The organism is Embleya sp. NPDC127516, from assembly GCF_044765325.1.
In the GTDB taxonomy this organism is placed as follows: Bacteria; Actinomycetota; Actinomycetes; order Streptomycetales; family Streptomycetaceae; genus Embleya.
This window is the reverse complement of sequence record NZ_JBIWJT010000008.1, coordinates 271,143-285,789: the sequence shown is the minus strand read 5'-3', so window position 1 is coordinate 285,789 and position 14,647 is coordinate 271,143. Positions and strand designations below refer to the sequence as shown.

At 71.4% G+C, this 14,647-nt stretch carries 12 protein-coding genes; 4 read left to right on the top strand and 8 right to left on the bottom strand.

What is annotated here, in order from left to right; all coding sequences use genetic code 11:
- Window positions 1-4: 4 nt before the first annotated feature.
- Complete coding sequence (locus ACIRL2_RS18080) at window positions 5-673, top strand: response regulator (protein WP_402233150.1); 669 nt, start codon at window positions 5-7, stop codon at window positions 671-673.
- A gap of 63 nt (window positions 674-736) precedes the next feature.
- Here ACIRL2_RS18080 and ACIRL2_RS18075 read toward each other — a convergent pair whose 3' ends face one another.
- Window positions 737-1,378 carry a TetR/AcrR family transcriptional regulator gene (locus tag ACIRL2_RS18075; protein WP_402233147.1) on the bottom strand — a complete coding sequence of 214 codons (642 nt, stop codon included), beginning with the start codon at window positions 1,376-1,378 and terminating at the stop codon, window positions 737-739.
- 128 nt (window positions 1,379-1,506) lie between these two features.
- On the opposite strand from ACIRL2_RS18075, the gene ACIRL2_RS18070 reads away from it, so the two are divergent.
- Window positions 1,507-2,406, top strand: coding sequence for an NAD(P)-dependent oxidoreductase (locus tag ACIRL2_RS18070; RefSeq protein WP_395863644.1), 900 nt, complete (start codon window positions 1,507-1,509; stop codon window positions 2,404-2,406).
- 142 nt (window positions 2,407-2,548) lie between these two features.
- Here ACIRL2_RS18070 and ACIRL2_RS18065 read toward each other — a convergent pair whose 3' ends face one another.
- The 7 genes from ACIRL2_RS18065 to ACIRL2_RS18035 form a co-directional block, all read right to left on the bottom strand.
- Window positions 2,549-3,550, bottom strand: a complete 1,002-nt coding sequence (locus ACIRL2_RS18065) for a lactonase family protein (protein WP_402233144.1) — start codon at window positions 3,548-3,550, stop codon at window positions 2,549-2,551.
- Window positions 3,550-4,458: a GNAT family N-acetyltransferase gene (locus ACIRL2_RS18060; protein ID WP_402233141.1), complete on the bottom strand. Its 909-nt coding sequence runs from the start codon at window positions 4,456-4,458 to the stop codon at window positions 3,550-3,552. Before ACIRL2_RS18060 ends, ACIRL2_RS18065 begins: the two co-directional genes overlap by 1 nt.
- 1 nt (window position 4,459) lies before the next feature.
- A complete protein-coding gene (locus tag ACIRL2_RS18055; protein WP_395863650.1) occupies window positions 4,460-6,634 on the bottom strand; it encodes a peptidase C14 in 2,175 nt (724 codons plus the stop codon).
- A 93-nt stretch (window positions 6,635-6,727) separates the two neighbouring features.
- On the bottom strand, window positions 6,728-7,549 hold the full coding sequence (locus tag ACIRL2_RS18050) for an SDR family NAD(P)-dependent oxidoreductase (RefSeq protein WP_402233307.1): 822 nt from the start codon (window positions 7,547-7,549) through the stop codon (window positions 6,728-6,730).
- Between the two features lie 38 nt (window positions 7,550-7,587).
- Window positions 7,588-8,448, bottom strand: coding sequence for an amidohydrolase family protein (locus tag ACIRL2_RS18045; RefSeq protein ID WP_402233138.1), 861 nt, complete (start codon window positions 8,446-8,448; stop codon window positions 7,588-7,590).
- Window positions 8,445-9,635 (bottom strand): mandelate racemase/muconate lactonizing enzyme family protein, encoded by a 1,191-nt coding sequence (locus tag ACIRL2_RS18040; protein WP_395863654.1) that lies wholly within the window; start codon window positions 9,633-9,635, stop codon window positions 8,445-8,447. Before ACIRL2_RS18040 ends, ACIRL2_RS18045 begins: the two co-directional genes overlap by 4 nt.
- On the bottom strand, window positions 9,635-11,008 hold the full coding sequence (locus tag ACIRL2_RS18035) for an aspartate aminotransferase family protein (RefSeq protein ID WP_395863656.1): 1,374 nt from the start codon (window positions 11,006-11,008) through the stop codon (window positions 9,635-9,637). The genes ACIRL2_RS18040 and ACIRL2_RS18035 overlap by 1 nt, the downstream gene beginning before the upstream one ends.
- 214 nt (window positions 11,009-11,222) lie before the next feature.
- Between ACIRL2_RS18035 and ACIRL2_RS18030 the strand changes: the two genes are divergently transcribed.
- A complete protein-coding gene (locus tag ACIRL2_RS18030; RefSeq protein ID WP_395863658.1) occupies window positions 11,223-12,056 on the top strand; it encodes an IclR family transcriptional regulator in 834 nt (277 codons plus the stop codon).
- A 332-nt stretch (window positions 12,057-12,388) separates the two neighbouring features.
- Complete coding sequence (locus ACIRL2_RS18025; protein WP_395863660.1) at window positions 12,389-14,605, top strand: peptidase C14; 2,217 nt, start codon at window positions 12,389-12,391, stop codon at window positions 14,603-14,605.
- Window positions 14,606-14,647: the final 42 nt, after the last annotated feature.

Below are 14,647 nucleotides of genomic sequence, written 5' to 3'. Positions count from 1 at the left end.
ATCGATGGCCATCCGGGTGCTGATCGCCGACGACCAGATGATGGTGCGCGAGGGCTTCTCGGTCCTGCTCGGCGCGCAGCCCGGGATCGACGTGGTCGGCGAGGCCGTACACGGGCGCGACGCGGTCGAACAGGTCGCCGTACTGCGCCCGGACGTGGTGCTGATGGACGTGCGGATGCCGGTGCTGGACGGGCTGGCCGCGACCCGCGAGATCACCGCCGACCCGGGCAACACCACCCGGGTCCTGGTGCTGACCACCTTCGACCTGGACGAGTACGTCTACGAGGCGCTGCGCGCGGGTGCGAGCGGATTCCTGCTCAAGGACGCCTCGGCGGTGCAACTCGCGGACGCGGTACGGGTGGTGGCGGACGGCGAGGCGCTGCTCGCGCCGACCGTGACGCGCCGGCTGATCGCCGAGTTCGCCCGACTCGGCCCGCCCGACGCCGGACCGCGCGGCCGGGTCGAGCGGCTCACCGAGCGGGAGACCGAGGTGCTCGCGCTGATCGCGCAGGGGTTGTCCAATGCCGAGATCGCCGCGCGGCTGGTGGTGAGCGAACAGACGGTCAAGACGCACGTGAGCCGGCTGCTGGCCAAGCTGAACCTGCGCGATCGCACCCAGGCGGCGGTGTTCGCGTACGAGAACGGCGTGGTGCGGGCGGGCGAGGGGCGCTGACTCGCACTCGGCCGGGTTCGTGGCCGCCGCCCGGTCCCGCTCTCGGATCGCCCGCTCGTGCGCTCAGCCGGCCGGCGCGGTGCCGCGCTCGTAGGTGTCGATCAGCCGGGTCAGGTGGACGCCGGCCAGCAGCAGCGGCTGCTCGCTCCGGCTGACCTGCGCGGCCAGTTCGGCGCCCTCCAGGGTGCTGATCACGGTCTGCGCGAGGCCCTCGGCGTCCGTCTCGGCGAAGCCGACCTCGACCAGCCGCACCCGCACCAGCTCCCGCCAGTGTGCGAACGCCTCGGCCGCGGCGGACTGGATGTCGGGCGCGCCGGTCGCGGTGCCGAGCGCGGTCGCGGTGACCGGGCAGCCATCGACCCAGTCGGACGCGCGCAGCCCCTCGGCAAGACTGCGGGTGAGCTCGCGGATCGCCGCGCCCGGGTCCGGCTCGGCGGCCAGCACGTCGCGCAGGACGTCGGCGAACTCGCCGTCCCCGTGCCGGATCGCGGCGACCGCCAACTCCTGCTTGCCGCCCGGGAAGAAGTGGTACATCGAGCCGAGCGTGGCGCCGGCCTCGGTGGAGATCTGCTTGATCCCGGTGCCGTCGTAGCCCTGTCGCTGCATCAGCCGCGAAGCCGTGCGGACGATGCGTTCGCGGGTGCCGAGCGGGGTCGTCCCGGCGGCGGGGGCGGCCGACTCGTGCTGCTGCGCCTTGGTCTTCACGCGGCGAGTTTATCGGATAGAGCGTTCGCTCCAGAGTGGATAGAGCGTTCGCTCTAGTGTGTGCTACGTTCCTGGGACTGGATAGAGCGTTCGTTCTAGTCCACCATTGCGAGATCTTTGGAGTACTCATGGGCGACAAGCAAGCGGTCGACAAGCAGGCGGTCGACAAGCAGCCGGTCACGGTCATCGGTCTCGGCCCGATGGGGCAGGCGATGACCCGCGCATTCCTGGCCGCCGGTCATCCGGTGACCGTATGGAACCGGACCGCGAGCAAGGCGGACGCGCTGGTGGCAGAGGGAGCGTCGCGGGCCGCCACGATCGAGGCCGCGTTGGCGGCGAATGAGCTGGTGGTGTTGAGCCTGACGGACTACGACGCGGTCCACGCGATCCTGGAACCGGCCGCGGCGGCGCTGGCGGGTCGGGTGCTGGTCAACCTCAGTTCGGACACCCCCGCGCGGGCCAGGGCGGCGGCCGAGTGGGCGGCGGGGCACGGCGCCCGGCATCTGACCGGTGGGGTGCAGTCGTCGCCGTCGGGCATCGGCTCGCCCGAGATGTCGACGTTCTACAGCGGCCCGGCCGACGTGTTCGCCGCACACCAGGAGACCCTGGCCGTGCTGACCGGGACCGACTACCGAGGCGCGGACCCCGGCCTTGCCGCGCTCCTGTACCAGCTTCAGATGGACATCTTCTGGACCTCGATGACCGCGGCCCTGCACGCGCTGACGGTGGCGCGGGCGAACGGCATCTCGGCCGCCGAGTTCCTGCCGCACGCGTCGGCGACGGCCGCGTCGGTTCCGGACTTCCTCGCCTTCTACACGCCGCGTCTGGACGTCGGGGACCACAGTGGCGACGTGGACAACCTGGCGATGGGCTTGGCGAGCATCGAGCACGTCGTGCACACGACGCTCCAGTCGGGGGTGGACGCGACGTTGCCGAGCGCGGTCCAGGAGATCTTCCGGCGGGCGGTCGAGGCCGGGCACGCGAAGGACAGCTTCACCAGCGTGAGTGAGGTCTTCCGCTCGGCCTGACGGGGCGGGGCGGGGTGGCGGCGGGCGACTCGGGCGGGCGACTCGGTCGGGCGGGCCGGGCAGGCCGGGTCATCCGAGCACTCCGAGCCATCCGGGCCCTTTCGAGCGCCGGAATGCGGGTCCCGGGCGGGCCGGTCGGCGGTCACGGCCGGCGTAGCGGCAGCAGGCAGCGTGGATCGGGGGTGCGCAGCGCCATGCCCAGCGGGCTCAGCGCGCCGGTGCCGGGGGTCCACCGGAACGCGGCGACCGCGTCCGCGTCGGGCAGGGCCGCGTAGAGCACGTCTTCGACGAAGGCCAGATCCTGCGGGGCGCCGCCACCGGCGGGGAGGTCGGACATCGTGTGCGGGGCGGTTGTGGCCAAAGTGGTGATCGTGCCCGGGCCCCGGTTGGCCGCGTACACGTGCGCGCCGTCGGGCGCGGCGACGATGGCCGAGGGCAGGCCCGGCGCGGCGAGCGGATGGCGGGTCAGGTCGGGCAGGGCCAGGATCGCCGGGTCGAGTTCGCCGAGCAGCCAACGGCCGCTCAGGTGGCGCGGCCCGGTGCCGGTCGGGACGCGGTGGGTGGAGCGCAGCCGCAGCCGGCCCGCGCTCAGGTGGTAGGTGAGCAGGACGTCGCCGCCGAGGTCGACGACGGTGAGCGTGTCCCGGTCCTCGAACACGATCTGGTGCGGGTGCGCGGCGGATTGCCGTTCCGGGTGCGCCCGCGAACCCGGGCCCGGGAGCGCGATCTGCTCGGTCACCTCGGCGATCGCGCCGTGCGTGTCGAGGCGGTGGACGAGCAGATCGCCGGTGCCGTAGTTGGCGACCAGCAGGTGCCCGCCGGCGGGGGACACCGCGACGTGGCACGGGATCGAGCCGCGTGCGGAGACCCGTTGCCGGAGTCGGGGGTGCCGGCTCGGCTCGAGCACGGTGACCGTGCCGTCGAGCGCCTCGTCCACGCCGTAGACCAGGTCCAGGCGCGGGTGGGCGGCCGCGTACGCGGTGCGCACCGGCACCGGTGGGCCGGTCTCCACCAGCGCACCGGTGTCCGGATCGGCGGTGCACACCACGGTGGTGTCACCGCCGACCAGAACCGGCACCCGGCTCGGCGGCACGGGGTGATTCCTCGCCGAGCCGGGCGGTGTGCGGGCGTCCTGACGATGCATCAGAACGCGTCCCCCAGCCAGTGCGTGGCACCGGGGGCGGTGACCGTGGCGCGTACCCGCGCCCGGTCGTTTCGGATCGGCCGGGCCAGACCGAAGTCGGTGTGGCCGGTGCTCACGTCGGTCAACACGGCGCCGATCGCCCGGGTGAGCGCCGCGTCGATCGGTACCCGCAACGTCACCACCGTGCCCGGGCCGCCGAGTTCGTACAGCGCCTCGCGCAACAGCGCGGGCAGTGCGTACGGACGGCCCGGGCCAAGGGCGAGTTCGAGCACCTCGCCGGTGTCCGGGCGGATCACCGCGTAGTCGCCCTGCTCGGTGGCCAACACCCGGGCGGGCGACGCGTACCAGTGCGGGAAGCGGTGGGCCCAGTCGGCCGGCGAACGCACCGTGCTCAGCGGCCGGTTCGCGTTCGAGGCGGCGTGCGTCGTGATCATCCGGGGCAGGTCGGCGGGCCGCGCCCGGCGCACCCGGCGATCGCCCCACGCCGCCTCGGGGCCGGCCACACCGCGCAGATACGGCGTCGGGAAGGTCTCCCAGCCGGATCCCGTGTAAACGCCGGGCGTGCCGCTGAACATCAGCGACCACGCGCAGCCGTATCGGGTCATGTCGTCGATCGCCACCGCGAGCAGTCGGCGGATCAGCCCTCGGCCGCGGGCCCGGGGCGCACTGGCGACGCTGCCCACACAACCGACCGTCTCGACCCCGCCCGCCGCGTCGCGGATCGGGCGGGGCTGCCAGTGCAGGGCGGCGTCGATCGCGCCGTCGTCGGCGGCGACGACCAGGGTGCGCTCGTGCCGGCCCGGGTCGTGTGCGTGCAGCGCGGGCAGGCCGGGTGCGTCCGGGAAGGCCACCGCCCACAGGGCGCGCAGCGCCGGATCGTCGGCCGAGGTGGTGGTGCGCGGTTCCATCTCAGATCGCCAGGTTCCCGGTGGTGACCACCCGCGGGCCGTCCGTGGGCAGCGCGGTCCGGGTGACGCCGTCCTCGACGCACGTGGTGTGCAGCGCCGAGGACGCGCCGGCGAACGCCTGCGGGCGCAGTTCCAGCCGGCCGCCGGTGAACCGGGTCCCGGTGGCCACCCAGTGGTTGATCCCGGATTCCAGCCGCACGTGGGCGCCGTCGGTGGTGGACTCCGCGTCGTGCAACCGCCAGCGTGCGACGCCCGTTCCGGCGGCTCGGGACAGCAGTGCACCGGAGCCGTTGCCGCCGGTCATCCGGGTGCCGGCGCTCACGTGCACGCTCTGGTCGCGGACCGCGGAGAGCACTACGCCGGTGTCGGTCAGCGTGCTCGCGGTCAGCCGCAGCACGGCCGCGCCCACCTCCAGCGGCGCGGCCGCGGGCGAGGCCCCGACGATCGTGCACCCGTCGAAGTCGACCTCGCCCGAACCGCGCAGGATCGCGCCGTCCACGCCGGTGAACGTGCAGTCCCGAAAGTGCACGGTGTTGGTCACCGGCGTCTGCACCAGCACCTGCTTCGCGGGCAGGTGGAACGTGCAGCCCTCGATCACGTTCGGCCGGGTGGAGCGGGCCGAGCGCCGGCCGATCGCGAAGGTGTGCGCGACGCAGCCGCGCAGTTGTACGCCGTCCGCGTTGACCTGGAGGGTGCCGCCCGAGTCGAACGTCGGTCGGGGGATCACCCGGACGTTCTCCAGGGTCAGGTCGGTGATCTTCGTGCCCGCGACGAACCACGAGCACACGTGGTCGCGCACGGTGATGCGCTTCGCTGAAGTCCCCCACAGGGCGCCGGAGTTGGCGATGTCCATCAGTCCCGAGTTGCCCTCGAAGAGCAGGTCGTGCTCGTACTGCCCGTGCGTGGTGAACGGGTTGCCGCCCTGGTCGTCGCCGTCGCCGTGGCAGTTGACCACGTGACAGTAGGCGGACGCGGTCAGGTCGTTCAGGTGTCGGGCGTTGCTGGAGACGCAGTCCTCGACCCGGCCGTACAGGCAGTAGATCTGCTGGGTCAGGTAGCCCGCGCCGCCGTACATCACCGTCGGCGGGTTCTTCAGCGAGGAGCGCGCGGTGTGGAAGTGGGTGCACCAACGGCGCATGATCACCGGCCAGAACGACCCGGTGGCCTCGATCCCGATCACGTCGCAGCGCACCGCGTATTCGTAGGCGATCGGGTGCGAGCCGGTGTATTCGTCGTCGGCGGGGCCGGCGCCGAGGAACACCATGTTGCGGACGTCGGCGCGCCGGACCGGTTCGATTCGGGTCCAGGTGATGCGGCGTCCGGCGGCCAGTTCCCAGCCGTTGAGGTAGTCCACCCGGATGTGCTTGCCGTCGACGATCTGCGTGATCTCGACCAGCTTCTGCAACTCGCGCTCATAGGTGCCGCCGCCCGCGATCGGGTCGATCTCCACGGTCCACCACTCGCCGACCTTGAACCTGCCGGAGTCCGGCACCGGGAAGGCGTCGGTGAGTTCGATGACGGTCTCGGCCAGCGGGTACGCGACCACCGTGTCGGTGACCTTGCCCTTGAAGTACAGGACCGCGCCGAACGGGTTGTCGTGGGTGTTCTTCTCGATGCCGGTGGTGCGGACGGTGTGTCCGCCGAAGTCCAGGACGATCCGGGAGCGGCCGAAGGTGTGCCGCTTGACGAAGAGCAGGTCGGTGTGGGCCTCGATCCGGTGGATGTACGGATCGTCGACCATCGCGTCCAGCGCGGCGTCGGCGGGGACCTTGTCGTCCAGGATGCCGAACCGGCGGAAGTCCATCACCCCGTCGTGCACCTGGATCCACCGACCCTCTCGCTTGGGCGAGCCGATCGTGTGCACCGTGCCGCCGTTGGCGGGCAGTTTCGAGCGCGGGTCCCAGCGCACCACCATGCCGCCGCCGTCGCCCGCCGCGTGATAGCCCGCCACCGAGACCATCGTGTCGGCGGGCAGACGGCGGGTTTCCAGGTCCAAGAGGGCGGCGATCGTCGGCACACTGCCGGAGGGTTCGCGCCGCCCGCCGTCGCGGTCGTCGTCGGGGGAGGCCGAGGCGGTACCCGCGGCCGCCGTGCCGGCGAGCAGCAGCCCGCCCAATCCACCCGCGGCCAACAGGCGGCGGCGGGACGACGAAGGGGAAGAACCGAGTGAGGACATGGGTCCCGCTCACTTTCTCGATCCGTGCACGAAGGGGATGCGGGGCGTCCGGAGCCGGACCCCGGTGCGGGGCCGGCCCGGCGCGCCGGTGAGTCAGAGCGAGTTGCGGTACGGCGGCATGTGGCGCATCCGGGGCATCTGGTCGGCGAGCACACCGCCGTCCACCACGATCCGGGTGCCGGTCACGTAGGACGCGGCGGGGGAGGCGAGGAAGACCGCGGCGCCCGCGCACTCGTCGGGCGTGGCGTACCGCCCGAGCGGGATGCGTTCGCGGTAGGCGGCCTCGAACGGCTCGCGATCGAGCGGGAAATCGCCGTCGATGGGCGTCTCGACCATGCCCGGGGCCACCGCGTTGACGGTGATCCTGTGCGGCGCCAGTTCCACCGCGAGGCTTTGCACCAGCAGGTCCACACCCGCCTTGGAGGCGTTGTAGTGGGCCAGACCGGCCTCGGCCACATGCGCGTTCTTCGAGGTCACCGCGATGATCCGGCCCGGCACGCGGTCCGCGATCATGTGCTCGGCGACGCGTTGGGACAGGAAGAAGACCGCGTCCAGGTTCACCGCGAGCACCCGGCGCCAACTCGCCACGGTGATCTCGTTGAACCGCTCCAGGGCCGCGGTGCCGGCGTTGTTGACCAGGATGTGCAACGGGCCGACCTCGGCCCGCAGTTCGTCCACATAGCCGGCCAACCCGGCGGTGTCGGCCAGGTCGAACGGCCGGATTCGGGCGGTCCGGCCGCGGGCCTCGACCAGGGCGCTCGTCTCGGTGAGGTCCACGCCCGGTCGGTCGGTGAGCACGACGTCGGCGCCGGCCGCCGCCAGGGCGACCGCGAACGCCCGGCCCAGGCCACCGGCGGCGCCGGTGACCAGGGCGGTGCGATCGGTGAGCGCGAAGCTCGCGCCGGATCCGCCGATCGGCGCGACGCCCGGCCCGCCGGGTGCCGAGGTGCCGGTCACGACAGCCCCAGCAGGGGCAGCGCGTCGCGGAAGATCAGCTGCTCGACCGCGTCTCGATCCAGCGGTGGCAGACCGGGGATGCCCGGCACGGCGGCCACCGCACGCAGACCCGCCACCGACGCGTCCACCGTGGTGAACGGGTAGTCGCTGCCGAACAGCAGCTTGTGCAGCACGCCGTAGTCCTGGGCCAGCCGCAGGCTGTGCCAAAGCTGGAACGGGCGGTAGTGCAGTGCGCTGACGTCCGCGTACAGGTGCGGGTGCTTGCGGATCACCGCGATGCACTCGCCCTCGAACGGATGACCCAGGTGCGCGAGCACCATCCGCAGTTCGGGATGGCGGATCGCGACCGGATCCAGCAACCGGGGTTGCGCGTAGGCGATCGGCGCCGCCGAGACGAACGTGGTCCCGGTGTGCACCAGGATCGGCAGGCCGTTGCTCTCGGCGTAGGCGAACAGCGGGTCGTATTGCGGATCCCCCGGGTCGAAGCCCGCGTACATCGGCATCAGCTTGATCCCACGCAGGCCCAACTCCTGGTGACCGAATCGCAGTTCGTCCTGCCAGCCGGTCTGGGTCGGGTCGATCGACAGGTAGCCGATCAGCCGATCGGGCTGCTCGGCCACGTATTCGGCGACCGCCTTGTCCTCGACCCACAGGCCGCTGCGCCGGGCCTTGCCGCCGACCACGACGGTCCGGGTGTCCGCCGGGCTGGATGCCGCGTAGTCGGCCCAGCGCACGGTCAGGTCGACCTCACCGTCGTGCGCGCGGGCCGAGTCGGCCTTGAACACGTCGTCGAAGTCGCAACACTGGCGGAACAGATGGGAGTGCACGTCGACGATGCCCGAGCGGCCGGCGCTCATGTGCGGTTCCTCTTCTCCCAGCCGTCCGAGAACATGTTCCAGAAGCGGTGGGTGGGCGGGTGTTCGGCGAACACGTCGTCGTCCAGCTCGACGCCGAAGCCCGGAGCGGTCGGAATCTCCACGTGCCCGTCGGCGGTCACCGGCAACGTGCCACGGACCGCGTCGAAGACGAACGGCTCCAGCAGACCGTCGAAGGTCTCCAGGATCTTGAAGTTGGTAATCCCGAGCGAGGCGTGCACGGAAACCGTGGTGCACAGCGGCGAGTTGGAGTTGTGCGGGGCGACCATGACGCCGTGCGTGTCGGCGATCGCGGCGATCTTGCGCACCTCGGTGAGTCCGCCCGCCATGGACAGGTCGGGCTGGATGATGTCCACCGCGTTCGTGGCGAACAACTGCTTGTACTCGTAGCGGTTGTGGAAGTGTTCGCCGCCGGAGATCGGGAACGGCGCGCGGGCGCGCAGTTCCGCGTAGCGCTCGATGTGCGTCCACGGCATCGGCTCCTCGAGCCAGCCGATGTCGAACGGTTCCAGGGCCCGCAGCAGCGCGGACGCGGTGGTCATCGCGAATCGCGCGTGGCCCTCGATGAACAGGTCCACATCCGGCCCGATCGCCTCGCGAACCGCGCCGACGAGCTCGACCGACTGCCGCAGTTCGGCCCGCGAGAGCTCGTGCAGGCCGGCCCCGAACGGGTCGAACTTGAGCGCCGAGTAGCCCTTGGCCACGGTCTCCTTGGCCTTGGCCGCGAATACGTCGGGTTCGCGCTCGCCGTTGTACCAACCGTTGGCGTACACCCGGACCCGATCGCGGCAGGCGCCGCCGGTGAGCCGGTACACCGGGACACCCAGCGCCTTGCCCATCAGGTCGTGCATGGCCTGGTCGAAGCCGGACAGCGCGATCCCGCCGACGTCTCCGCCGCGCAGGAAGTCGCCCTGGTACAGCCGCAGCCACAGTTCCTCGGTATCGAACGGGTCGGCGCCGATCAGGTGCCGGTTCGCCAGCGCCTGGGCCAGCGCGGCCGTTTCGGCGACCCGGTAGGGGTGGGTGATCTCGCCGACGCCGGACAGGCCCTGGTCGGTGTGCACGCGCACGTAGCCGAAGTCGCGCCATGCGGTGCCCAGGAGCAGCGTCTCGACGTGGGTGATCCGGCCGGCCGGGCCGGTGGGTCGGGTGCGGTCGACGACCAACATCAGCGTGCCGTCCCTTCGATCGCGCCGCCCATTGTGGACGTGCCGGCCAACTCGCCGATTCCGCCGTCCTTGATCGCGTCCTGCACGGCGAGTTCGGTCGCGGCGATCAGGTGGTCGACGTCCGCGTCGGTGTGCGCGTACGAGATGTGGCTGCGCTTGAGGTTCAGCGGCAGCTCGAACACGCCGTGCTCCAGCAGCCGGCGACGGTAGCCGATGAACAGGCCGGCGTCGTTGGCGAGCAGGTCGTCGTAGCTGCGCGGGACGCCGCCGGACATGAAGTAGGTGACGAACACCGAGCCGTAGCCGGTGACCACGGCCGGGATGCCCAGCCGGGTGTACATCTCGCCCAGGCCGGTACGAACCCGTTCGCCGAGGCGGAACACGTGCTCGTGTACCGGCTCCTCGCGCAGCTTGCGCAGCGTCTCCAGGGCGGCGGCGACCACCCACGGGTGGCCGTTGTAGGTGCCGGCGAAGAACGCGGGAGCGCCGGGGAGGGTGCTGAACTGGTCCATCAGGTCGGCCCGGCCGCCGAGCGCGCCGACCGGGGCGCCGTTGGCGATGGCCTTGCCGAAGGTGGTGAGGTCCGGGGTGACGCCGGCGATCTTCTGGTAGCCGCCGAGGTCGTGCCGGAAGCCGGTGATGACCTCGTCGAAGACCAGCACCGAGCCGTGCGCGGTGCACTGTTCGCGCAGCGTGGTGAGGAACTCGGGGTCGGGCAGCAGGCAGCCGACGTTGTGCGGGATCGGCTCCAGGATCACCGCGGCGATGTCCGCGCCGTGCTCGGCGAACGCGGTGCGCACCGCGGCCGGGTCGTTGAACGGCAGGACCAGGGTGGCCTCGAGCACCTCGGGCAGGATGCCGGTCGAGATCGGGTCGTGTGCGCCGACCGCGTCGGGCGAGGAGATCACGTTCAGGCTCACCGAGTCGTGCCAACCGTGGTAGCAGCCCTGGAACTTGACGACCAGGCGGCGGCCGGTGACCGCGCGGGCGACCCGCAGCGCGTGAAAGGTGGCCTCGCTGCCGGTGCTGGTGAGCAGCACCTTCTCCACCGAGGGGACCAGTTCGACCAGGGTTTCGGCGAGAGTGATCTCGCCCTCGGTGACGGCCACGCCGGTCAGGTCCAGGCGGCCCGCCGCCTCGTGCACCGCGCGCCGCACGTCCGGGTCGTTGTGGCCGAGCAGCGGCGGGCCGAACGCGGAGTGGTAGTCGGTGAAGACGCGACCCTCGGCATCGGTGAAGTTCGCGCCGCTGGTGTTGGTGACGACCAGCTCGGTCAGGCCCGGGATCCGGCGCTGACCGCTGTTCACCCCGCCCGGGATGACCCGAAGGGCTCGGGCGGGAAGGGAGTCGGTGGCGGCTGTGCCGACACTCATCGGTGGGCTCCTTGCGTCGTTCGTGACCGTTCGGATCCGCGGCCCTGCCAGGCCTTGGATCACCGGCGCCATCCGCCTTCGGCACGCGTCGCAGGTGCTGCGCTTGCTCTACACCGTGTTTTCTGAACACTGTTCGGCAGGACCGAACAGTTCCAGACCCTACATTTGGATGTACGGGGCAGTCAAGGGGTCCGGACCGGTAAAGTGTTCTGCTATGTCGAACAGCGTTAACGAGAATGTCGAGGAGTCGAAGTACTGGGTGAAGTCCGTCGCCCGGGCCGCGGACATCCTCGAGGTGCTCTCCACACGTGGTCCGGGGGACGGCATGAGCGTCACCGAGGTCGGTCAGGCCTGCGGGATCTCCAAGAGCGCCACCTTCGGACTGCTCCAGACCCTGCGCGGATACGGCCTGGTCTCGGACGACGGGGAAGGGATGAATCGGCGCTACCGGCTCGGGATGGGCCTGGCCCGGCTCGGCGATCGGGCCCAGTCGCAGGTGTCCCTGCGCGATGTGGCCCGGCCGGTGCTGGCCGAACTGACCAGGGAGACCGGCATGGCCGCGCGCTTCGCGGTGCCCGAGGGCGGGCTCGCGGTGGTCGTGGACCAGGTCGGGATAGAGCAGCGGGTACGCCTGGACCTGCGCATGGGGGTGCGCGAACTGCCGCACTGCACCGGGCTGGGCAAGGCCATCCTCTCCGCGCTGCCCGAGGCCGAGGCGCGCGCGGTGATCGAGCGCTCGGGCCTGCCCCGGCGCACGTCGCACACGATCACCGACACCGCGACCCTGCTCGCACACCTGCGCGACATCCGGCAGACCGGCTACGCGCTGGACGACGAGGAGGACGCGGACGGGATCTTCTGCATCGGCAGCCCGGTCCGCGACCACCGGGACCTGTGCGTGGGCGCGATCAGCATCACCGGCCTCAAGCTCGACCTGCCGGGCTGGCGATTCCAGGAACTCGGCCGCCAGGTGCGGGCCGGCGCGCTGCGGGTCAGCCGCGAGTTGGGCAGCACGGAGAGTGGCGAGGGCGAGGTGGACGCCGGCTGAGATGTGCCGGTGAACAATCGGACCGACGGGGTCGCAACGGGACAATACGTTGCGACCCCATCGTGTTCCCCCGATCACGGACGATGAAAGTCCGCCACGAGGTCTTGACCAGGAACGTCGGGCGGGTCTACGTTCCTTGACTCATCAGGGCCCGCACGTTCGCTGCCACGAATCGTGCCCGGTTTCCGGCCCTGGGGTCGACGGTCCGTCACCGGACCCGGGCGGCCCACCCCAAGCCATCCGCCGCGCGTTTCCCACCCGTTGGGAACGCCGCATCGGCACGTGTCACGGGAAGCGTCCTCACCCCCCTGCCGCCGAAGGCCGAGGTCCCGATGAGCACGTCCCCCGAAACTTCCACCGCCGCCACGACCCCGTCCGGCGCGCCCGCGTCCTCCCGCCGCCGTCTGCTCGCCGCGGGCGGCCTGGGCGGCCTGCTCCTGGCCGGCACCGCCGCGACGGGTACGGCCGCCGCCGCCTCGTCGGCGTCCTCGTCCTCCGACGATCGACACGAGGACGGCAACGTCCCCACCGGTGTCGCCACCGTCGCCGCATTGCTGCGCCTGGAGACTCGCCGACTGGCCCCGAACACCATCGTGGTGGTGGCCGGGTATCACGCCGCGGGCGACGGCGGCGGCATGGTGGTGCGCTGGGACCCGCGCGCGAGCCTGCCGGTCAACGGCGGGACCGTATTGGCCAACCCCTCGCCCAAGCGGGAGGGTCGGTGGATCCAGGTGCACGACGGGGTGATGGACTTCCGCCGGTTCGGCATCCTGGACGACAAGGTCCCCGCCGACGCCGCGCTGGACGCGATGGTCGACGATCCGTACATCCACCGGATCGAGGCCCACACCGACCTGCTCTTCGTCAAGCGGCACACCTTCGGCCGCTCCCGGATCGTCCTGGACTTCGGCGGACACACCGTCCGCACCACCGGCATCGAGAAGAACACCCACGACAACCCGTTCGGCGCGGTCCTGTACTTCAAGGGCAAGGTCACCGACACGGTGGTCAAGGCCAAGCTGTCCCAGCCGATGCCCGACCTGGCGGACGTCTTCGAGGTACCGGACAGCGCGGCCTTCAAGGTCGGCGACTGGTGGGCGGTCACCATCGACCCGGAGCCGGGCAAGGGCAAGTACGAGCAGGAGGTGCAGCGCCTGGTCGAGATCACCCAGCTCGTGGACGCGACGCACATCCGGGTCGGCTACAAGATCGGCTGGGACCTCGCCGCCGGCCGTACCTTCACCTGGACCCGGATCGAGCCGGTGGACCGCGCGCACGTGCGCAACATGGTCTTCCAGGGCATCCAGGACGGCGACCAGTACACCGGGTCGCACCCGATCGCCTACGAGTACACGATCCACTGCGACGTCGAACACGTGGACGCGGTCGGCACGTTCTGGCCGGTGGTGATGCGCCGCTGGTGCACCCACTACCGCACCCGGGCGTGCTCGCTGAAGAACCCGGCCAGCGTCACGTGGGGCGGCGCGGGCTACCTCACCCAGCAGATCTACTGCCTGTACGGGCACGTCGAGGACTGCCACGTCGCGAACAGCCGGCACCTCAACGACCTGACCGCGTCCGCTTACTGCTACGTGACCAACTGTCACGGCGACGGCGACGACCAGGGCCCGTTCGTGACGCACGGTCAGTTCGAGCACGACCTCGTCTACACCGGCAACTCGGGTCTGATGACCTTCGCCAACTCCGGTGCCGCGTGGGGCTCGGTGGCCAAGCGCATCACCGTGCGCAAGCACGTGTGCTCGTGGTTCGTGGCCCGGGTCAAGATCACCGACCTGACCCTGGAGGACATGCAGGTGATCGGCAAGCCGGCGCTGGCCGGCTCCGGGATGCTGTGGGTCAACGCCGACGGCGTGCAGATCCGCGGCTGCACCGCCTCCGGGCCGCTGATCGTGTCGCAGGCGTCCAACCGTTCGCAGCGCGCCAACGTGATCGCCGACTCGACGTTCACGCTCGGCAAGGACGCCGAGATCACCCAGGCCAATGTGAGCGGCGAACTGCACCTGCACCGGGTCACCCTCAAGGGCCTGGACAACGCGAGCCTGAAGAACGCCGGGCGGCTCGTGCTCACCGACTGCACGCTGGTGGGCACGCCGACCGCCGCGCCGACCACGGTGACCGGCCCCGCGCTGAGCGTGTCCGGCGGCGAACTGCGGGACAGCGGCCTGCGGTTCGCGGGCACCGGAGACCAGAGTGTGGCGCTGGCGCGGACCCGGCTCGGCGGCACCAACGCGACCCGCGCGCTGCTGTCGCGCACCGGCGGTGCCCGCACCGTCTCCTGGCAGTTGGACGGCTGCGTGTCCACCGCCGCCGACCCGGCCACCGCACACGTGCTGGTCACCGACGGACCCAACCGCTATCGCGCGGCGGGCAGCACGTTCACCGGCGGTCGGCTCGAACTCGCCGGCGCGGCCTTCGGCGGCAACAGCGCGCTGCTGCACGGCGGCTGCGTCGAGGACGGCGTCACGCGTACCGCACTGCCCGACGAGGGCCCGCGCGTCGCGCACACCGCCGGCAACCAGCTCCTCTGACCCGCCGTCACCCGGGCCCGCGGCACGCTCGTACGCGCGGCC